Origin of the sequence: Collinsella sp. WCA1-178-WT-3 (M1) (assembly GCF_009696325.1) — a bacterium.
GTDB lineage: Bacteria > Actinomycetota > Coriobacteriia > Coriobacteriales > Coriobacteriaceae > Collinsella.
Map to the genome: position 1 here is coordinate 139,275 of NZ_VUME01000003.1, position 20,834 is coordinate 160,108.

General features: G+C 62.3%; 11 protein-coding genes. 3 read left to right on the top strand and 8 right to left on the bottom strand.

The window, feature by feature from the left end; genetic code table 11:
• Positions 1-73: 73 nt before the first annotated feature.
• From FYJ40_RS03190 to FYJ40_RS03215, 6 genes are all read right to left on the bottom strand, one after another.
• A complete protein-coding gene (locus tag FYJ40_RS03190) occupies positions 74-436 on the bottom strand; it encodes a desulfoferrodoxin family protein (RefSeq protein ID WP_154515902.1) in 363 nt (120 codons plus the stop codon).
• Positions 437-601: 165 nt separating this feature from the next.
• Entirely contained in the window at positions 602-4,075 is a 3,474-nt protein-coding gene (locus tag FYJ40_RS03195) for a DEAD/DEAH box helicase (RefSeq protein WP_154515905.1), read from the bottom strand.
• A 161-nt stretch (positions 4,076-4,236) separates the two neighbouring features.
• Positions 4,237-8,040, bottom strand: coding sequence for a DNA polymerase III subunit alpha (gene dnaE / locus FYJ40_RS03200; RefSeq protein WP_154515908.1), 3,804 nt, complete (start codon positions 8,038-8,040; stop codon positions 4,237-4,239).
• A 263-nt stretch (positions 8,041-8,303) separates the two neighbouring features.
• Positions 8,304-11,930 (bottom strand): UvrD-helicase domain-containing protein, encoded by a 3,627-nt coding sequence (locus tag FYJ40_RS03205; protein ID WP_154515911.1) that lies wholly within the window; start codon positions 11,928-11,930, stop codon positions 8,304-8,306.
• Between the two features lie 3 nt (positions 11,931-11,933).
• On the bottom strand, positions 11,934-15,032 hold the full coding sequence (locus tag FYJ40_RS03210; RefSeq protein WP_154515914.1) for a PD-(D/E)XK nuclease family protein: 3,099 nt from the start codon (positions 15,030-15,032) through the stop codon (positions 11,934-11,936).
• Between the two features lie 274 nt (positions 15,033-15,306).
• Positions 15,307-15,606, bottom strand: coding sequence for a YerC/YecD family TrpR-related protein (locus FYJ40_RS03215; RefSeq protein WP_154515917.1), 300 nt, complete (start codon positions 15,604-15,606; stop codon positions 15,307-15,309).
• 326 nt (positions 15,607-15,932) lie between these two features.
• On the opposite strand from FYJ40_RS03215, the gene FYJ40_RS03220 reads away from it, so the two are divergent.
• The gene (locus tag FYJ40_RS03220) at positions 15,933-16,298 is read left to right on the top strand and encodes a phage holin family protein (RefSeq protein WP_154515920.1); all 366 of its coding nucleotides are present in this window, start codon (positions 15,933-15,935) and stop codon (positions 16,296-16,298) included.
• 137 nt (positions 16,299-16,435) lie between these two features.
• Here FYJ40_RS03220 and FYJ40_RS03225 read toward each other — a convergent pair whose 3' ends face one another.
• A complete protein-coding gene (locus FYJ40_RS03225) occupies positions 16,436-16,864 on the bottom strand; it encodes an Rrf2 family transcriptional regulator (RefSeq protein WP_154515923.1) in 429 nt (142 codons plus the stop codon).
• A 252-nt stretch (positions 16,865-17,116) separates the two neighbouring features.
• On the opposite strand from FYJ40_RS03225, the gene cysK reads away from it, so the two are divergent.
• Positions 17,117-18,055 (top strand): cysteine synthase A, encoded by a 939-nt coding sequence (gene cysK, locus FYJ40_RS03230; protein ID WP_154515926.1) that lies wholly within the window; start codon positions 17,117-17,119, stop codon positions 18,053-18,055.
• Positions 18,056-18,073: 18 nt separating this feature from the next.
• Positions 18,074-19,339, top strand: a complete 1,266-nt coding sequence (mnmA, locus tag FYJ40_RS03235; RefSeq protein WP_255481727.1) for a tRNA 2-thiouridine(34) synthase MnmA — start codon at positions 18,074-18,076, stop codon at positions 19,337-19,339.
• Between the two features lie 8 nt (positions 19,340-19,347).
• On the opposite strand, the gene FYJ40_RS03240 is transcribed toward mnmA, so the two are convergent.
• The gene (locus FYJ40_RS03240) at positions 19,348-20,721 is read right to left on the bottom strand and encodes a DNA-binding protein (protein ID WP_154515932.1); all 1,374 of its coding nucleotides are present in this window, start codon (positions 20,719-20,721) and stop codon (positions 19,348-19,350) included.
• Positions 20,722-20,834: the final 113 nt, after the last annotated feature.

A 20,834-nucleotide genomic window follows, 5' to 3' on the forward strand; every position in this document is an offset into this window, starting at 1 on the left:
CGCCGGCCGCATAATGCAGCCGGCGCTTGCATGTGCATATGCTAGCTATGATACCCCGAGCGGGGGCGCGCTCCTAGAACGTCGCGGACCACAGCCCATGCAGGTTGCAGTAGGCATAGACGGTACCGGTCTTGGAGCCGCCAGCGAAAAACGTCGCGGGCTTCATGCCGGGCTCAAGGTAATGGACCTCCAGGCGGCCCTCGGCCTCAAGCGCGATCCACTCGATGTAGTGCTCGGGCAGCATGGGGTGCTCCGTCGAGCCCACGCGCGCACGAATGACGTGGCCGTCGCGCTCGATCTCGACAACAGGCACGTGCTTCTCGTGCGCCGCATCCTCGGTGTTTGCCGTCAGCTCCGTGCAGCCGGCAGGGGTCGCAACGTCGTCGCCAAGAGCGGCAACGAGCTTGCCGTCGGAGTCTTTAAAGAATTTCGCCATGATGTTCTCCTTTGCTGATGTGCCAATGTTCTCGTTTGTTCTTATGCCCAAAGAGCGCCGAACCATCCATGGCATTGCAAATGAACACATAACGGATGGGATAAACGGTCGGGCCAGGACGAACCGGCGACCCGGCCCGACCCGGCGGCCCCATCCCGCGTGCAGCTAGCGACCGTCGCCGCCGAGCAGCGCCAGAACGTCCTCGCGCGTGAACAGCGCCGACGAAATGCCATCGCCGCCGAGCACACTGTTGACCAGATCGCGCTTGGACTCCTGCATCTGCATGATGCGTTCCTCGATCGTGTCCTTGGCGATGAGCTTGTACACGGTCACGGTGTGCTGCTGGCCAATGCGGTGGGCGCGGTCGGTCGCCTGGTCCTGCGCCGCCACGTTCCACCACGGGTCGTAGTGGATGACCACGTCGGCAGCCGTCAAATTAAGGCCCACGCCGCCCGCCTTGAGCGAAATCAAGAACACCGGCACCTCGCCCGCTTGGAACTGCGCAACCATCTTGGCGCGGCTCTCTTTAGACGATGCGCCCGTAAGCTTAAGGAAGGCGATATCCTCCTTGGCCAGGCGCTTGCCGATGATATCGAGCATGCCCGTAAACTGGCTGAACAGCAAGATGCGATGACCGCCGTCGAGCGCGCCGTGGACGAGCTCCATACACGTATCGAGCTTGGCGCTTCCCGCCTTGTAGTCCGCGTAATGCAGATGAGGATCACAGCAGATCTGGCGCAGCTTGGTGAGCTCGGCAAGTACCTTGAGCTTATCTTTTTTGAACTCCCCGGCCTCGCGGTGCTGCACTTGCTGGGCAATGCGGTCCTGGTTGGCCAGGTAGAGCTTACGCTGCTCGCCGGTGAGCTGCGCCATCACCGTGTCCTCGATCTTCTCGGGCAGGTCGGCCACCACGTCTTCCTTGACGCGGCGCAGCACAAACGGCGACACGAGCGCCTGCAGGCGAGCGGCGCTGTCACCCTCGGCGTGCTCGACCGGGCTTTCGAAGCGCTTGGCAAACGACTCGCGCGTGCCGAGCAGGCCCGGCATCAAAAAGTCGAAGATGCTCCAGAGCTCGGACAGGCGGTTTTCGATGGGCGTGCCCGTCAAGGCAAAGCGCACGCCGGCAGGCAGACGCTTGGCGGCGCGAGCCACCTGCGTGAGCGGGTTTTTAATGTACTGGGCTTCGTCCAGCACCACGCGGGCAAAGTCCTGCTCGACGTACTCGTCGATATCGCGGCGCATGAGGTCATACGACGTCACGACCACGTTATGCTCGGCCACGCCGGCTATCTGCACGCGACGCTGGGCCTTGGCGCCCACGATGGCGCACACATCGAGCGACGGGGCAAAGCGCTCCAGCTCGGCGGTCCAGTTGTACACGAGCGATGCGGGACATACCACGAGCGTGGGCTTAGCGTCCCCCGCCTCCACGCGCGCCAGGATATGCGCGATCATCTGGAGCGTTTTGCCCAGGCCCATGTCGTCGGCCAAGATGCCACCAAGGCCCAAGTGTTCGAGCGAACCGAGCCACTGGTAGCCGTCGACCTGGTAGCCACGCAGCGTGGCCTTGAGCGCAGCGGGCACCGTAAAGTCCATCTTGCCGAGCGTATCCAGGCGCTCGACGGTGCGACGGAATGCAGCGTCGCGATCGGCTTCGAGCGCGGGCGTGCGCGCAAGCATGCTGTCGACAAAAAGGGTACTCGACGCGGGAAGCGACACGCCGTCGAGCAGGTCGACAGCATCGACCCCCAGATCCTCGGCAAGGCCAAACGCGGCGCGCGCTCCCTCGTCCAGGCGAATGATGTCGCCCGACGTGAGACGAGCAAACGTTTGGTGACGCTTGTAGGAATCGAGGTAGATGGCAAGGTCTGCCGCCGAAAGGCCGCTCGCGCCCAGTTCGACGTCGAGCAGGTTACTCTTGACGGTGGCGCGCACCGAAAGCTTGGGCGCAGGGCGGACAGAGATCTGGCGCAGACGGTCGCTGAGCATGACCTCGCCCAGCTCGGACAGGGCAGACAGGCCCTCAGTGAGCAAGTGGAACAGGCTCTCGTCATCGCGTTCCTCAAACGCCAGGCCACCCTCGTAAAAGTCGAAATACAGAGCCGCCGTATCCATAACGCGAAACTCTGCCACCTCGTCGCGCGGCGGCACGCCCGGGCGCCGCTCTTCGAAGGGGCTGCCCGGAGCGCCCATGCTAAAGAGGTCTGCCGACCAATCGCCGTAGGTAACCGTAATTTTGCAGGTCACGAGCCCATCGTCGACGCCGATCGACATGGCAAAGCTTGGCTCGGGCGCCACGGTATCGAGCGCAGCGGGCGCGGTAAGGTCGGTGTAGTCGCGCAAGATAGGCAGCGCCATGCGGCAAAACTCACCCACCTGGTCGGCGGCGATATGGACCGGTGTGCGGCAGGGCAACAAGTGCGATAGGAACGGCGCGGCATGTTGGGCAAACGCCGTGTCGGTACGGCGCGCGCGGCGCGTATCGACCAGATAGGCGACGTCGCCCGAGACAAAGCAGTACGTATCGGCCGGAAGGCGCAAGTCGTAGCTACCCCCGGCTGCCGGCACAATCTTGGCAGCAATCAGCGGCGGGCGCTTAGCCGGGACTTCGCCCTCCCCTTCCGGCAACGGCTCGACTGTCACCTCGTAGGCGCGGTGCGTCGTCGTCCCCCGCGACCAAGCAGGTTCAAAGGACATGGTCCTGCCACGCAGCAGGTCCAACACGGACACGATGGAATACTCGGATACCGGCAGCTGACGCTCGGCGACAAAACCGCTGCGGGCAAAGTCGTACGATGCCGAGCGCGAGCTCGTAATATCGCCTAGGTAGGCGACCGTCATTGCAACAAAGTCGAGCAGCTTTGCCGACACATCATCGAAAGCCTCGGGCGCATGAAGGAACGTAAGCTTCTTGCCATAGGAGAACGTACCGCCGCGCGCATAGGCATCGGCCATGCCGTCGATATCCTTAACCACGTAGGACACCGAGCCGCAGCGGATGCGGAACTCGAGCGCCCAGCTAAAGCGATCGGCAAACAGCGGATGGTAGTACGGCACCAGCGAGGGCTCCAGCACTGCTTTGGGCGCATCGGGGTCAATGGTGCCAGCGAGCTTGCGGCGCATGGCCACGAGTTTATCCATGCGCGCGTCCGAAAGATCGGAAAGTGCTGCCACAAGGCTCGGGCTCGTGGGCACGGGCGCCGGGAAGGGAAAGTTGGGGTTGACCGCAGATGCGCTGGGCGCGGGGCGTGTGGGCTGCTTGGACTGTGCGGGCGGCACCGTAAACGTGCGGACCGGCGTGCGCAAACCCTCGACGGGCTCGGCGCCGCTGGCATCCAGATACGCCAACGCCGTGGCGATGGCGTGCTTGCACATGCCGGAATAGCGGAAGGCGGCGGGGCAATCGCAGTCGTAGTCGACAACCTCGTGCTCGTCCATATCGAGCGCCACGTGCGTCTTATACAGGTCGCCGCGCGAGCCACGCACCGTACCCTCGATATTCAAGTTTTTGGAGAAGCGCGAGCCGGAGTCCTCAAACGACAGCACGGCGCCGTTGAGCATGAGCGAACGCCCCTTCATAAAGGTACTGCTGAGCGCCGCCTCCTTACGAAGCGCCTGCACAAACGTCCCCTGCGCCATCGCTTCCTCCAATCTCACCCGGGGTAGCTAATTGGGACGGGGCTATTTTAGCTACCCCCATATGTCGGTTGAGATGTGTTCCGACCCCGACTCATTCGCCGTCAGCCAAAGGGTAGCTAAAAAAGCCCCGTCCCAAATTAGCTACCCCGCCAACGGCGTCCTTAGATCACCGTCACTCTGCCTTGGTTACCCACGATGGCCTTGGCCTCGGCCAACAGCGGAATCGAGCGTGCGTTGACCTTAGCAGGTACCTCGGCACGCAGCACGCGCCCGTCCGCCTGCTCGATAAAGATCTCTACGCGGTCGCCGCCCGGGTTGGTGGTGAGCACCGTGGCAAGACGTGCCATGTTGCTCTGGCTAAAGCGACTGTTGGGCACCATGACCTCAAACACCTTGGGCTTGTTGTTCTCCTCGTTGAGCTCAAGCGGCACGATCTCCTGTGCGATGATCTGGTCGCCGCGGTCCGAGCGCTCGAGCTTGCCCTTAATGCGCACAAACGCGTCGGACAGCTGCGCGCCGGTCTCGGGATCGACCTCGCCGTACAGATACCCCTCGGCCTCCTTGAAGGTCTTGGGGAACACCACGACGGTGGCCTCGCCTTCCATGTCCTCGAGCTGCACGATGCCCATGGGGTCGCCGTTTTTGGTCACGCGCTTGGACACGCTCGAGACCATACCGGCCCACCACAGCGCCTTGCCCTCGGGAATTTCCTGGTTGATGGTGCCGCCCGTGGGGTTTTGCACCTCGTAGCCGGTGTCGATCTGCGAGAACGAGAAGTCGCGCGCTTTGCTGAGTGCATACTCAAACGGGCGCAGCGGGTGGTCCGAGACATAGATGCCCAGAACCTCCTTCTCCTGGCTCAGCTTAAGGTGGCGGTCCCACTCCTGGCCATCCGGATCGGGTACGCTCACCTCAAAGCCCGAGCCCTCAACGTCGCCAAACATGTCGAAGAACGACGTCTGGCCGCTCGCGCGATCCTTCTGGCGCTTTGCCGCGGCATCGATGATGTTCTCGGGGTTGTTCTTGTCCACAAAGTGCATCATCTGACGACGCGGATACCCCGTGGAGTCGAAGGCGCCTGCCTTGATGAGCGATTCGATCACGCGACGGTTGGCCTGGCTCGAGTCCACGCGCTCGACAAAATCATGCAGCGTCTTAAACGGACCGCCCGCCTCGCGCTCGGCGATAATCGCCTGCGCCACGCCGGTGCCCACGCCGCGGATACCGGCCAGACCAAAGCGCACACCTTCCCTGGTAGCCGTGAACTCGGTACCGGACTCGTTGACATCTGGCGAAAGCACGGGGATGCCGTCGTGACGGCATGCCGAGACGTAGTGCACGATCTTGTCGGTCTTGCCCGTATAGGACGTCAGGACGGCCGCCATGTACTCGTGCGGATAGTGCGCCTTGAGCCACGCCGTCTGCATAACCAAGATGGCGTAGCCGGCGGAGTGCGACTTGTTAAAGGCGTAGGACGCGAACTCGAGAACATCGTCCCAAATCTTCTGGGCGACCTCGCGCGTGTAGTTGTTCTTGATGGCGCCGTTCATCCAGTGGTCGTAGGTGGTCTCGTCCGAGCCATCCTCCCAGTGGAGCACCGTCGACGTGAGCAGCTTGATCTTCTTCTTAGCCACGGGTTTACGGATACGCGAGTCCGATTCGCCCTTGGAGAAGCCGCACATCTCGACGGAGATGAGCATAACCTGCTCCTGGTAGACCATGGTGCCGTAGGTTTCGCCCAGGATGTCGTCCAGACGGTCGTCGTAGGAGACGGCCGGCTCCTTGCCGTTCATACGGTTGATGTAGGACGAAACCATGCCGGCGCCCAGCGGGCCCGGGCGGTACAGGGCGATCAATGCCACGACGTGCTTGTACTCGGTGGGCTTCATGTTCTTGATCGTGGCCGTCATGCCGGCGGACTCGACCTGGAAGACGCCGGCGGTGTGGCCGGAGCCCATGAGCTTAAAGATCTCGGGATCGTCAAAGGGAATCTCTTCCTCTTTGATGTCGATGCCGAAGTTCTTTTTGATGTTTGCCTTGGCCTTGGAGATAACCGTCAGCGTACGCAGGCCCAAAAAGTCCATCTTGAGCAGGCCCATGTCGGCAACGGTATGGCCCTCGTACTGGGTAATCTCGACGCCGCCCTTGGTGTCGAGCTTGGTGGGCACGTGCTCGTTGACGGGGTCGCGGCAGATCAGAACGGCGCACGCATGCACGCCCTCGCCACGGGTGAGGCCCTCGATCGAGAGCGCCGTGTCGATGATGCGGCGGGCGTCGTCGTCCTTTTTATAGGCCTCGGCAAAGTCGGGGTTAAACAGATCCTCTTTGCCGGGTTGTTTTTCGAGCACCTGCTTGAGCTTGACCTTGGGGTCGCTCGAGACCATCTTGGACAGGCGCTGGCCCATGTAGACCGGGTAGTCCAGGACGCGCGCGGCGTCGTTGATGGCCTGCTTGGCCTTAATGGTCGAGTAGGTGATGACGTGGGTGACCTTCTCGGGACCGTAGAGCTGGCGAACGTGCTCCACGACCTCGAGACGCCGCTCATCGTCGAAGTCCATATCGATATCGGGCATCTCGGTACGCTGCGGGGACAGGAACCTCTCGAACATCAGACCGTTCTCGAGCGGGTCGAACGCGGTAATGTTCATGGCGTAGGCGACGATAGCGCCGGCGGCCGAGCCACGGCCGGGGCCGACGCCGATGCCGTTGTCCTTGGCCCATTGCACGTACTCGGCGACGATCAAAAAGTAGGCGGCAAAGCCCTTGTCGCAAATGACCTTGTATTCGTACTCAAAGCGCTCTTTGATGTTGACGCCACCGATCTCGCGCGTGGCCCAGTCGTCACCGTAGTGCTGGCGCAGGCCTTTCTCGCACTCGCGGCGGAACTGGCTCTCGTGCGTCTCGCCGGGATCGAGCAGCGGGAAGCGCGGCAGGATGATGGAGTCCCAGTCCAGCTCAACGTAGCACTTGTCGGCGATCTCGAGCGTGTTGTCGCAGGCCTCGGGGCAATACGGGAACATCGCCCGCATCTCCTCCTCGGTCTTCATGTAAAACTCCGAGCCGGTCATGCGCATGCGGTTGGGGTCGTCGACCTTGGCGTTCATGCCGATGCACATGATGACGTCCTGCACGGGCGCGTCCTCGCGGCGCAGGTAGTGGAAGTCGTTGGTGGCGATGACCTTGACGCCCACCTGTTTGGCGATATCAATGAGCGTGCGGTCCATCTGCTCGTCGGTCAGGCCGTTATCGGTGGTGATGCCGTGTTCCTGGATCTCGATGTAGAAGTCGCCGGGGTCAAAAGTATCACGGAAGGTCTCGGCCCACTTGATGGCGCCCTCCATGTCGCCCCGGTCGATGTATTTTGGGATGATGCCCGCGATGCAGGCGCTGGTGCAGATCATGCCCTTGGCGTGGCGGCGCAGGTTGTCGAGCGTCACGCGCGGCTTGTAGTAAAAGCCCTGCACGGCGGCCTCGGAGACCGTTTGCATCAGGTTGACGTAGCCCTCCTGGTCCTTGGCCAGAAGGATCATGTGGTAGAGCTCGGGTTTGTGGTCGCGGGCGAGCGTCTCGTCCGGCGTAAAGTAGACCTCGCAGCCAAAGATGGGCTTGATGACCAGAGGCGGCTTGAGCTCGTCGATATTGCCCTTCTCGTCCCACATGGCCATGTCCTTCACATACTGAGCATGCTCGCGCGGGTTTGCCTCGGGATCGGGCTCCACCAGCTCGTCGCGGCGGTCCTTTTCCAAGAAGGCCTTGTCGTGGCTCCAAGTTTTGTACTCGGGCGTGTTGTGGTTGACGGCGTCGCAGGCCAGCGCCAGATCGGGCACGCCATACATGTAGCCGTGGTCGGTAATGGCCACGGCGGGCATGCCCAGCTCTACGGCACGGTTGACCATATCCTGGATACGGGTTGCGCCGTCGAGCATGGAGAAAACAGTGTGGTTGTGCAGATGGACGAATGCCATGTGATGAGCTCCGATGCGGGTTCGTGTTCTGACTGAACGATTTTACCCCACGGCACGGACAGCGCCCGAACCTAGCCAAACCCACACGGGTAGCTAATTTGGGACGGGGCTTTTTTAGCTACCCTTTGACTGACGGCGAACGAGTCGGGGTCGGAATACATCTCAACCGATGTATGGGGGTAGCTAAAAGAGCCCCGTCCCAAATTAGCTACCCCTGAGCTGCAGTGGAATCGAAAAGGATTCCACCGCAAGTTATCTGAGGGCTAGAGGTTGTAGGTGACCACCTGGGGCTCGGCGAGCTCGACTAAGACAGCTGGGGCCGTCTGCTCCACGCGGACGAACTTGACGGTCACCGTCTTAAAGCCCGCCTTATGCAGAACATCCGAATAGACGCGCGCCTGCAGGGCGTGCTTCTCGAGCAGCTGGTCGGGTGTCTCATCCGGCGTGCCACCCGTCTTGTAATCGATGACCAGTGCGCGTGACGGATCGGCCGGGTCGGTCGCCAGCGCATCGATGGCGCCCTCGGCATATGCACCGTAGCGGGCAATGTCCTTGTCCTCGCAGCCCAGCGAGAAGAACGGCACTTCGGCACGGACGCACGGCCAGGCAAGAAGCTCGGCACGGACCGACGACCTGAGCCAGCGATTCAGGGCAACGTCAAAACGCTCGCGCTGCTCCGGCGTCAGGCACCACAGGCGCGTCAGCGCATCGGCACGCTCAGCGGGCAGCGCATCGGCACCCATCTCGATGAGCCACTGGCAGGCGGCATGGAACGCCGAGCCCAGCGCCATGGGGTTGCCGGAGGACTCGACAGCAGCCACGTCTGCATCGGCCATCTCCGAGCCATCCGACTCGGCATCGTCGCCTGCCTCGTCCATGGGAACACGCGCCTCGGCGGCACGGTCTTCCGTCTCGGCATGGAGCGCCGCGGCGATCGACGAATAGCTGTACGAATCACGCGCCGGGAACGGACACGTGCCCATGCGCACGCCCGCCGCCTGGGGATATACGAGTTCAAACGAATCGGGCTTGGGGTCGGCAGGACCGGGCACGGTTGAGTGCGCAGCATTATCGGCGACATCGGTATCGCCACGAACGAGCCTGCCCTCGGCATCCAGCGAAGCGTTGGCCTCAAACGCCTGCTCGCCAAAGGTAAAGTCCGAAAGCGAAATGAGCTCGTAGTCGCCCGGCTGGGAGTTGTCGAATACCAGGCGACCGGCATCGAGCTGCGGCATGTCCAGAGCGTCGGTCGGCAGAATGCGGCGTAGCACGTCGTAGGTCAGATCGGTCTCGACATCGAAGGTCGGCGCACACAGCTTGCCACGGCTCACGCCGGCATCCATCGCCAAGATCACCAGCTCGCGCGCACGGGTCATGGCAACATAGAGCAAACGGGCCCGCTCCTCGAGCGAAAGCTGCAGGTCGTCGTTGCGCAGGCGAGCAAATGCCTCGGCGGGAGAACCCGTCGCACAGACGTCCTCCATGAGCTCCGGCGGTAGCCACAGCGACGTGCCCTTGCCCTTAAACGCATGCTCAAACTGCTTTTTGACGTCATCGCCCTTTACGAACGTACCGTCCGCGAGTTTAACGCCGTCGAAGCGTGCCGGCAGCGCCACGACCCGCGCTCCGCCCTCGACGCGACCCATCTGTGCCGCACCCGAGGACTTACGCACGCCAAAGCACTCGGCGACCGCCACGACCGGATATTCCAGACCCTTGGAGGCATGAACCGTCATGATGCGCACCGCGCCGTCGCCCTCCTTGTTGAGGGCGCCCGGGGCCTCCTTGCCCGCCAGGAAGCGATCGAAGGCAAGCGCAATGGAGCGCGGCGAGTTACCGAACTCGGCCTCCGCCTCGGCCACGGCATCGAGCGCCTTGAGCACGTTGGCGGCGATGGCCTTGCCCTCGGGGCCGCGCTGCGCCAGGCGCACGAACCAGCCGGAAGCATTGACCGCGTCGCGCGCGATGGCGGCGAACGAATCACGCCCCACGCGACGCAGTGCGTAGCGCAGCACCTCGCGGGCACGCGTCACGAGCGGCAAGCCCTGCAAGCCCGGCACATCGGAATCGTTCATGATGCCCGCATCGATGTTGCGGCGTGACGTCTCGCCCGTCTGATCGTCGAGTTTGGTCGCCAGCGCCAGGAACTCCTGGGCGCCGAGTGCAAACATCGGCGAGGCCAGCAGTGGCATAAGACCCTGCGCCGTATCGGCCGGATTGGCGAGGGCACAAACCAGGGCGCGCACCGTCTGCACCTCGGCAGCTTGGGCAAAGACCGAGCCGCCCGCGATGACGCAGTCGAGCCCCTGGTCACGGAAGGCCTGTGCGTAGACGTCTGCGTTGGTCATGCGGCCCAGCAGCAGCACCATGCCGCCCTGGGGCTGGCCGGCATCGGCAAGCGCGCGGAATCGCTCCGCGATCGCGCGGGCCTTGGCCTGTGTGCGCTCCTGCGTACTGCCGCCGGCAACAAAGAGGGCCTGGCGGCGCGAGGCATCCGCCACCAGCGTGTCCTTGCGGCCGTCGCTCGCCTCAAGATCCAAAAAGCCCTGCATCAGGCCGCCGTCATCGCCGTCGAAGACGCGGGCCACATAGCGCAGCACCTCGTCATGGCTGCGGAAGTTGCGCACGAGCTTGACGAGCTCGCCGGCGGGGTCATCGGACGTGGCAACCGTCTCCGACGCCGCCGTCGATCCCACCTTGCGCTCCTGACGACGGAACACCTCGACCTCGGCGCCGCGGAAGCGATAGATCGACTGCTGCGCATCGCCCACGGTGCACAGCGCGCGCTCCCCCGCACCCGTCAGGTAGCGGATTAGATCGACCTGCATCTGATCGGTATCCTGGAACTCGTCGATCATGACCATCTTAAAGCGGCCCTCGTACGCAGCACGAATGGCAGGGTAATCGCGCAGGGCCTCGTAGGCCATGCGCAGCAGGTCGTTATTATCGAGGGCGGACTGGGCAGCCTTCAGTGCGCGATACTCGGCCTCTACAGAGCGGGCCAAGCCCACCAGTGCATCGAGCGCGGGGGCACCGCAGGCAAGCACGATATTGATAAATGCATCGGCGGCCTCGGCCTTGAGCAGCTCGACCTGCTCCTTGGGGAACGCCTTGCTCGCGCGCGGCATGGTGCACGACATCATGAGTCGCGCCGCATCGACCATGGTCTTGCCGCTCGCCTCGAACGCGTCGATGGCGTCGAGCGCCGTCTGCGCCTTCTCGGTCGCCGCCTTGCTTGCGCCCAGCGCCGATCGATAGGCATCGGCGAGCGCCGAGGTATCGGCCTGGCCGCGCGCCACGCACACGTCGTCCATGCCGCCCGGCAACTGACTCGACAGCTCCAGCAGCTCGCGCACTAGGCCCTTGATGGTCGTGCCGGCGCCAAAGGGGCCGCCCTCGCCCGCCATGGGATACCAGGCGTAGAGGGCCTTGAGCGATGCCGCGAGCTCGGGGGCGGCATCGGGTGCCGTCGCGCGACCCAGCACATGCTCAACAGCCTGGTCCATGAGCTCGTCGGTATCGGTGAGCACCGTGAACTCGGGGTCGATGCCCAACTCCAGCGCGTGTGCGCGCAGGATACGCGAGCACATGCCGTGAATGGTCGAGATCCACGCGTCGTCGACGGTCAGCGCTTCCTCATCCATGCCCTCATCGATAAGCGCACGGCGCACGCGGTCGCGGATCTCGGCCGCGGCATCCTTGGTAAAGGTAATGGCGAGCACCTGGTCCAGATGCTCGACGAACGGACCGGATTCGGGCGAGAGCGCGTAGACGATGCGGCGCGTGAGGGTAAAGGTCTTGCCCGAACCGGCACCCGCCGAGACAAACAGCGGACGGTCGAGCGTCTTGACGATCTGCAGCTGTTGCGGCATCAAGGTCGAAAGATCCATGGTCTACACGTCCCTCCTTACAAACGTTCCTTCGTGGTTATACGAGCAGCGGGCATGCGCGGCCTGCGTCGACGCCGGGTCGACAGCAGTGACGTTGCCCGCCTCGAGTTCGCGCAAGCGCTCGGCGATGCCGGCCTCCACGCGATCGAGCAGGGCGTCGAAGTCCATGCTGCCACCCTCGCCGGGGAAACCTTTCTTAAGGCCCGGGATGCGACCGTCGCCACGCTCCTCCTCGAGCAGCTCGGCGCTCGCGGCACCGCGCAACGCCGGCCTAGCGCCCTTGGTCGAAAAATAGAGCGCCGCACGGGTATCCAAATCCAGCGCCCGGCGCATGGCCTGGGCGTAGATGAGCGTTTGGGTATGTGGCGGCAACCAGCGCGGATCGTCGATGGGCGCCGTGCCCGATTCCTCGTCGCGCACCGTAGGGTCGGCGAGCTTAAACTCCTCAACGCCCGTGCGATGCTTGTAGTCAATCACCACAGCGCGATTCTCGGCATCCACATCCACGCGGTCAATGCGCCCGCCGAGCGGCCAGCCGGCATACTCGACCTGGAGCTCGTTGAACGCAAACTCCAGGTAGCGCGGAGCGAAGGGGGCAAGCGCCTCGGACTCGTAGACAAGCACGCCCTCCAGCTGCGGCAAGATCTCGGCCACCTGACGCTCCTCCACCGGCGAGAGCGGCACCAGCGGGCCCTCGTTGCCACGCTTGCCGGCGTGCTCGGCCAAGGTCTCGGCAAAGACCTCGTGCAGCAGCTCCTGCGCGCGCGGCAGGTTTTCGGGCGTCACACGCTCCATGCCCTCTTGGGGCAAGCGGGCATGCAGATGTTCCAGCACGTCGTGGACAAAGTTGCCTTTCTCCATGTTGCCAAAACCCGCGTCGATAGACTGGGGCTTAACGCGATACGAGACGAACCAGCACAGCGGGCAGGTGGAATAGGCCTCGATCTGCGAGGCAGACGTCAGACGCGGTACAAGCGGCGCGTCCTCGCCCTCGCCGTCCCGACGGCGCAAGACCAGATATGGCACGGCCGCCTCGCTCAAATGCTGAGGAGCCTCGCATGCCACGCGCTCGCGCTTGAGGCCCTTGCCGGCTGCAGGGTCAAAATCACCTACGATATCGCCCTCGCCCACGCATGTCACCTGAGCGGCACCGGTGGCCTCGGCATGCGCCCGCAACTCGGTCCACACGGCAGCCGGATAGCACTCGCGCGCCTGGCGATCGTGCGTCACGCGCGCAAGCGCAACCGGGCCACGTGCCGCCTCCATCGCGTGGCCAAAGCGCACGCGCAACAAGGCCGCAGGCTCAAGCGTCACGCCCTCGCGACCAAGGCTCGCAGCCAACGTGGCCAACGGTCCTTCCTCGTGTGAGAGCGGATAGCTGTCCAGATCGACATCGGCAAACAGCACGGCATCGTAGCTGCCGGGGCGCAGAGCCGCCGCATCGGCAAGCGATGCAAAGCGAACCTGGGCACGTGGCGCACGGTCAACCTCGTAGGTCTCGTAATTGTAGGCGGCGCTACGCTTGTCCACCTTGGTGCGAATGCCATCGAGCACGGGCACGGTCGCGGTCTGTGACACGTCGAGCGCGCGGGCGCCATTCATAAGGATGTCGATGGCGTGGTGCAGCAGGGCCGCCTCCGCTTGGCGACGAGCTTGGCCATCCAAGCTGCCCAGCGAGCGATCGGGCAACGCCTCGGCAACGGCAAGCATGGCCTTGAGCGCCGTCACGGGCTTGTCGCGCCACAGTGCCTGGAACACGTCCGAGACCACACACGGTACGTTCTTAAACCAGTTTTCGTCGCTCGCCGCCTTGCGTGCGCCCCTCACCTGGCCTTGCACGCTCTGCAGCAGGCTCTTAACGCCCGCGGTAGTCTTGCTACGCGAGAGACGCATATTCTTATCGAAGATACGGGCATTGGCGGCATCAGCGCCCGAAAGCGGACTGTAGATCCAGTCGGTAAGCTCCGGCGCGGGCCACCACTCGGTCTTTGACGCCACACCCTCATCGGCCGCCTTCATGCGCTCGATCAAGCTGGCAAGCGCCGCAAACTGCCTGCCCGCAATGGATTGGGAAAACGCCGTGAATTCAGTTGTCTCGGCAGCGATATGACGAGCTGCCAGACGAGAGGCAAGCTCACCGAACAGCTGGGGTGCCCGGGCAGAAACAACGAGCACGCGTACGGGGTCGGCGGAGAGGCCGGCGGTATCGTCGGCCCCGAAACCCTGGCGCGCTTTTACCAGATCATCAATTGCGTCCGCATAAGCATGAGCGCGGGCGTGGGGGCCAGCGACCTCAATAAAGGCAGGCTGAGCGGTAGCTCCACAAGCGGCATCAGACGCGACGGCGTCCTCCCCCAACGGCGCGACCTCAAACAGCACACCGCTGGCATCAAATGCCGCGGCAAGTTCCTCGCGCATCGCCGCCTGCTCGCGAGCAAGCAGCACGACGACCTCTCCCCCACTGTTCGCCACAGCAGACAGCAGCTCGAGCAGACCGTGCGTAAACGACGTGACGCCGCGTACACAGACGGCACGGGCGCACGCCGGCAGATTATCGGCCAGGGCGCTGGCCATAATGTCAGCCGCCTCGCAGGGCTCGACCATATCTCGACGGTCCAGACCGCCCGCGTAGGCACGCAAAAGCTCGAACACACGAGCCTCGGCATCGCTTTTTGGCCCAGGCCGGCAATTGTTGCCACGGCATCGCTCGGCAGCTGTCCCCGCCACACCTGGCAGCACATCGCGGGCCATGCGCGCAAGCATGCGCACCGTGCCCTGGCTGCGCGAAAGCGGCTGCAGGTCGACATCATCGAGACGCGTGACCATGTCCGAAAACAGCATCTGGCGCTGCAGGTTGTCGACGAAACCGCGCCCGTCGCCCAAAAGCTCCCAAAGCGAGCGAAGCCACGACGCGGGCGTCTTGTAATCGATGCCCAGCGAAACGCCGGCTTCCGCCGCATCATGACGGCACAGGTCGAGCTCGGCAAACGTTGGCGCCAGCAGCACGGCACGCCCGTGGCGGGCAATAAGGTCGGCAAGCAGCGCCGACTCGGCATCGCTCAAATCCGTGCCGGCATTAGTGGTATAGATTCGAACAGGCATGGCCCTCCACTCAAACTGTTCGCAATAATCAATGCATCCATCCTACCCGCCCAAGCGGACACATTGCCACCGCGGCTTCATCTTTTGGTGCTTTGGAGACAAGTCGCTTTGCACCACATTGGTGCCAAGGGGGCAGACTCGTCCGTCGGTGCAAGGGGGACAGGTTCGCTTGCGCCACATTGGTGCAAGCGAACCTGGCCCCTTAGCACCAATTATTCGGCATATAAAAACCGCCCCCGGAGGAGCGGTTTTTCACAATTCGTTTTGCCGCGGCCTATTCGCCATCCTCCAGCTTAATGAGGATCTTGCGGTAGCCACCGTACTCGCCGTTGAGCGCCTTGGATACACGGCTCACCGTGGTGGACGAAGCGCCGGTACGGACCTGAACCTCGACATAGGGCTCGCCCTCGTCCAGGTAGCGCGCGACCTGCAGACGCTGCGATAGATCGCAAATCTCGCGCGGTGTGCAGATATCGGTCAAAAACGCTTGGATATCTTTCTCGTCGTCCAAAAGGCTAAATGCGTGGACTAGCTGCTTGACATCAGGCTTGTCAAACATGTTCTCGATATTCATCGATCACCGCCAAACCCGCCAAAAGGCATCGAAGTTGATACTGGCACCGGGCATCGTTCGCCCATTCTATGCAATAGGGCAACGCATGTGGCTTTTGCCCGTAGCAGTTTAGCACACCACCAAACTAAAGTGACAAGACTCTCTGTTAGCGGCGCGTTTTTTAGGACGAACGCCGTTTTGAAACCAAATGCGCACGCAAGCTCCACGAATATCTGAGACAATGGGCGCCCAACGCAGAGGCGCACGCCAAGGCAACCATCCGATTCGCCGCGGCAAACGAGCTTACGCGCCACCAACACGTCACGCGCACCGGAAAGGAACCCACCATGCGCTTCTTGCTCAACTGGCTTTTGACCTCAATCGCTATCGCGATCGCCACGTTCCTCGTCCCCGGCATTCAGCCCTTCGGCATGGCCGACGCCTGGGTCTGCTTTGCCTTTGTGGGACTGTTCCTCAACGTCGTCGACTCGCTCGTCAAGCCGCTCCTGACGGTCATCTCGCTGCCGCTCACCATTATCACGCTGGGTATTTTTCAGCTTGTAGTCAACAGCTTTATGCTCGAGCTTGCCAGCTACCTATCGGTAAATCTGCTGGGCGCGGGCATCTCCATTGCCGGCTTTGGGTCGGCCTTTATGGGTAGCATTTTGGTGTCCATCACTCGAAGCATCTTCGACAGCATCGCCAGGAACTAAAGCAACCGGATACGGACCGCCACAACACGCCAAAACGAAGGCCGTCCATCGCAACGATGGACAGCCTTCGCCTTTGTCAAGCCTCAGAGGACAAGAAAATCTACCATTTCTACCCCGTCCCCAAATGGCTGGTGGGGCTAGATGACGTAGTCGTAGCCCCCGTTGGGGGCGACGAGCGCATCGAGCGTCACACCGTCGAGGTAGTCGTTGATGAGCTTGTCCAGGTTCTTCCACACGTCGAGCGTGGGGCACTCATCAGATCGCGAGCAGCCCTTGCAGTCGCCATCCAGGCAGGCGACCGGCGCCAGGCTGCCCTCGGTCAGGCGCAAGATCTCTCCCACCGTGTACTGCTCGGGCGGGCGCGTGAGCACGTAGCCGCCGCCCTTGCCGCGCATGCCCGAAAGCATGTTGGCGCGCACGAGCGTAGCCAAGATGTTCTCGAGATATTTCTCGGAAATCCCCTGTCGCGCCGCGATCTCTTTGAGCGGGATGCGACCGGCCGCCTGGTGCTCGGCCAGGTCGACCATAACGCGCAGGGCGTACCTGCCCTTAGTAGAAACCAACATATATAGTGCTGCCTTTCGGTCTTTTAATCCGTTGAAATTCTAGCCGAAAAATTGGCTTTGAAAATACCCATTCCAGTCAAGGTGGTTAATCAGCTCGTAATAATCTCCTATTTCCTATTGCATTACTAGGCTTTAGTGTCTACTATGCTTGCCAACAGCTAAACAAACAACCTATAAGGTTTATGGGTTTAGCTACTAGGCCACCGTAAAACCACACGGTATCCAGTCATTTGAACACTTTGGAGGTTCACCATGAGCAAGGTTTATACGTCCATCGATCAGCTTATCGGCCACACCCCGCTTTTGGAGCTCACTCACTTTGAGGCCGATGAGGACCTCAAGGCCCGCGTGCTCGTCAAATTGGAATACTTCAACCCCGCCGGGTCCGTCAAAGACCGCGTCGCCAAGAACATGATTGACGAGGCCGAGAAGGCCGGCAAGCTCGTGCGCGGCGGCGACTATACCATCATCGAGCCCACGAGCGGCAACACCGGCGTCGGCATCGCCTCGGTGGCGGCGGCTCGCGGCTACAAGGTGATCATCACCATGCCCGAAACCATGTCCGTCGAGCGCCGCAAGCTTATGCAGGCATACGGCGCACAGCTCGTGCTCACCGACGGCTCCAAGGGCATGAAGGGCGCCATCGCCAGGGCCGAGGAGCTGCAGAAGGAGACCCCCAACAGCATCATCGCCGGACAGTTCGTGAATCCCGCCAACCCCGCCATCCATAAGGCCACGACCGGCCCCGAGATCTGGGACGACACCGACGGCAAGGTCGACATCTTCGTCGCCGGCGTTGGCACCGGCGGCACCGTGACCGGTGTGGGCGAGTTCCTCAAGGAGCAGAACCCCGAGATTCAGGTTGTCGCCGTCGAGCCCGCCACCTCCCCGGTACTCTCCAAGGGCCAGGCCGGTCCGCACAAGATCCAGGGCATCGGTGCCGGCTTTGTGCCCGACGTCCTCGACACCCAGGTCTATGACGAGATAATCCCCGTCGAGAACGACGACGCCTTTGCCACCGGCCGCGCCGTGGGCCACAAGGAGGGCGTGCTCGTGGGCATTTCGTCCGGTGCCGCCGTGTGGGCCGCGCTGCAGCTAGCCAAGCGCCCCGAGAACGAGGGCAAGACCATCGTCGCACTGCTCGCCGATACCGGTGAGCGCTACCTGTCCACGGCACTGTTCCAGGACTAGAGCCTTTTTTCCCATAGGTTGAGCTCAGGGACGAACCTGCCTCCTCTCTCTCCCGGCGGTCTGAGCCCATCCCGTCAGGGTGTCCCACGAGACGCCCGAACTTGCTACAATGTCTGCGGCGCGGAACCAGCCTCCCGCGCCGCTTTTCTTTTTTGGCCACATGCCACCAAGGAGAACCTCCCCATGCACAACAAGCGCGTGCTCGTCGCCATGAGCGGCGGCGTCGATTCCAGCGTGACTGCCTATCTGCTCAAGTGCCAAGGCTACGAATGCGTCGGAGCCACTATGCGCCTCACCTGCCCTGCGCCCGATCCCGTCACGGGCATGAGCAAGGTCGACCGTGACATCGCCGATGCAAAGGCCGTCGCCGATCGCCTGGGGATACCTCACCATGTGCTCGACCTGCAGCAGGCCTTCGACCGCAACGTTATCGAGCGCTTCGTGACTGCCTATCAGGAGGGGCTGACGCCCAACCCGTGCATCATCTGCAACCGCCATATTAAGTTTGGCGCGCTGCTCGACGCGGCACTCGATATGGGCTGCGACTACATTGCCACGGGTCACTACGCCAAAACGAGCCAAGCGCCCGATGGCACCTGGCAGCTGCACCGCGGCGAAGACTCCAAGAAGGACCAGAGTTACTTTTTGTATTCGCTCACGCAAGAGCGCCTGGCACGCACAATCTTTCCGCTGGCAGGGTTGGACAAAGAGCGCGACGTGCGCCGCATTGCCGCCGAGCAGGGCTTCATCAACGCCAAGAAGGCCGAGAGCGAGGATATCTGTTTTATCGCGGACGGCGACTACGCGGGCTATATCGAGCGCCGCTGCGGGCATGCCGCCGAGCCAGGCGATATTGTATGGCGCGACGGCAGCGTGGTCGGACGCCACAACGGCGCGCTGCGCTATACCGTCGGCCAGCGCAAGGGCCTGGGCGTCGCGATGGCGCGCCCCGTGTATGTAACGGGCGTCGATGCCGCCAACAACATTGTGCATCTGGGCGAGGCTGAGGACCTGACGGCGACAGCACTCACGGCCAATGACTGGATCTGGAGCGCCCCTGCCGACCGCATGGAGGCAGAGCTCACGTCCGGCGACATTCGCGTGGGCACCAAGTACCGTTACCGTCAAAAGGACCAGGCAGCGACCCTTACACGTGGCGCCGACGGACAGATGCTTCTGACCTTTGACGAGCCGCAGCGCGCCGTCGCCCCCGGCCAGGCCGTCGTTATCTATCGCGGCGACGTCGTCCTGGGCGGCGGCACCGTAACCGCCGCCATCAGGTAGCCGCAGGATTATCGCCGCACGTGTCGAAGCACTTCAACAGCAGCATTCACCTCGATAACGCGACGCTCGAGGCCGCGGCAAATGGACTCGAGCCGGCCCTCCGCTGTGGCCCATTCGCTCTGCGAAAGAATCTCGATCGCCTCATCAACAAATCCGTTGAGCCGCGATGAATCGAACCAATCGAGTGAGTCCGCAAGCGCCAGCTGGACGGAAGGGTCGGGCCCAAACGGCTTAGCAGAAAACCCAAACTCCCCAGCTGCGAGCACGGCAGTTGGTACGTTGTACCATAGGCAGTTGCCGCTATCGAACAGCGGAGCAGGCCTTATCTCCAGGGTGTCGACATTGCGGATGATGCCGAAGTTTCGCCAATGGCGATCGCTGTTGGCCAAAAGGGCATCGCAGACAATCATCTGCGACATAGACCTTCTCACGGCAGCCTCGTCTGCTCCATGCTTACCAAGGAAGCGGCAGTACCGGTCGTATGTCGAGTTTCCCCGCTGGCTACCAAGTGCGCCCTTAACGTAAACAGCCGGAACGTATTCCTCGCGGCCGTCAAGAAAGTCGTCGCACAGACACACAGGGCCATCGAACATCCGCCCAACCGTATAAGGAACAAACTCGCCCTCCGACAACAAGCGACGATGTAGAGCCGTTGCAACCGCCTCGTTAAAGGGACGCTGGTCGTCCATGCCGCACCCCTTGACCAGAACGCGAACAGCATTGCGAATCATCCACGATTTAGGGAGCTCGCCCTCGGACGTGTTATCCGGATTTTTAAGACCGATGCCCTCCAGCCAACCCGAACGTCCCTCGGGCGCCGATCGCTCAAAATCATTCTCGAAGTAATTGAGGTTTCGCCATTTGAGCCCGTCGCATTCTGCCGGCCGCAGCCAATAGCAATCCGAAAGCGAGAGGCCCAGGCACTGAACCGGGACCTCGATGCCACTGGCAATTCCCAGTTCACGATAGCGCGAGACGAGTCCGGGGCGGACGTCAGGCACCGACCGATGGCTCCACCACACGTTGAGCTCCCGTTTATTCACCGTAGGAGAAGAGCTCGAGCACGTGCCAAACGGCATTCGTTGTGCATCGAGGACCTCCGCGATTTCGAAGGGATATTCGCGCGACGGATCAAATGAGACATGCGCGACCTCATGGTCGGCCGACATCAGCGTAAACTTGCGCCCCACATCGGCCGCAGGACGGCGTCCACGTTTGCGGACCTTTTGATAAGCGACCGCGGAATTGTACTCGACCATCTTCCGTCCGCCCACAATATCGCACGCGAGCGTTCCCGATGCGGCAAGTTGAGATATGCGGGCTTTCGTAACGCCCAGCAGACGGGCAGCATCACCCATAGACAAGTACTCAGACGTATCCATACACCGCATCACCTCGTTAAGCAATTTACACGTTTAGTTAATAGATTACATATATCATAATACTAAACGACCCAAAGCGAAAAAAGCCCGAGAAATCGGGCTTTAGCGATTGG

Bases quoted from the DNA above. Each gene is read 5' to 3' on its own strand.
- FYJ40_RS03190 (WP_154515902.1), bottom strand. From the start codon at position 436: ATGGCGAAATTCTTTAAAGACTCCGACGGCAAGCTCGTTGCCGCTCTT.
- FYJ40_RS03195 (WP_154515905.1), bottom strand. From the start codon at position 4,075: ATGGCGCAGGGGACGTTTGTGCAGGCGCTTCGTAAGGAGGCGGCGCTC.
- dnaE (WP_154515908.1), bottom strand. From the start codon at position 8,040: ATGGCATTCGTCCATCTGCACAACCACACTGTTTTCTCCATGCTCGAC.
- FYJ40_RS03205 (WP_154515911.1), bottom strand. From the start codon at position 11,930: ATGGATCTTTCGACCTTGATGCCGCAACAGCTGCAGATCGTCAAGACG.
- FYJ40_RS03210 (WP_154515914.1), bottom strand. From the start codon at position 15,032: ATGCCTGTTCGAATCTATACCACTAATGCCGGCACGGATTTGAGCGAT.
- FYJ40_RS03215 (WP_154515917.1), bottom strand. From the start codon at position 15,606: ATGAATATCGAGAACATGTTTGACAAGCCTGATGTCAAGCAGCTAGTC.
- FYJ40_RS03220 (WP_154515920.1), top strand. From the start codon at position 15,933: ATGCGCTTCTTGCTCAACTGGCTTTTGACCTCAATCGCTATCGCGATC.
- FYJ40_RS03225 (WP_154515923.1), bottom strand. From the start codon at position 16,864: ATGTTGGTTTCTACTAAGGGCAGGTACGCCCTGCGCGTTATGGTCGAC.
- cysK (WP_154515926.1), top strand. From the start codon at position 17,117: ATGAGCAAGGTTTATACGTCCATCGATCAGCTTATCGGCCACACCCCG.
- FYJ40_RS03240 (WP_154515932.1), bottom strand. From the start codon at position 20,721: ATGGATACGTCTGAGTACTTGTCTATGGGTGATGCTGCCCGTCTGCTG.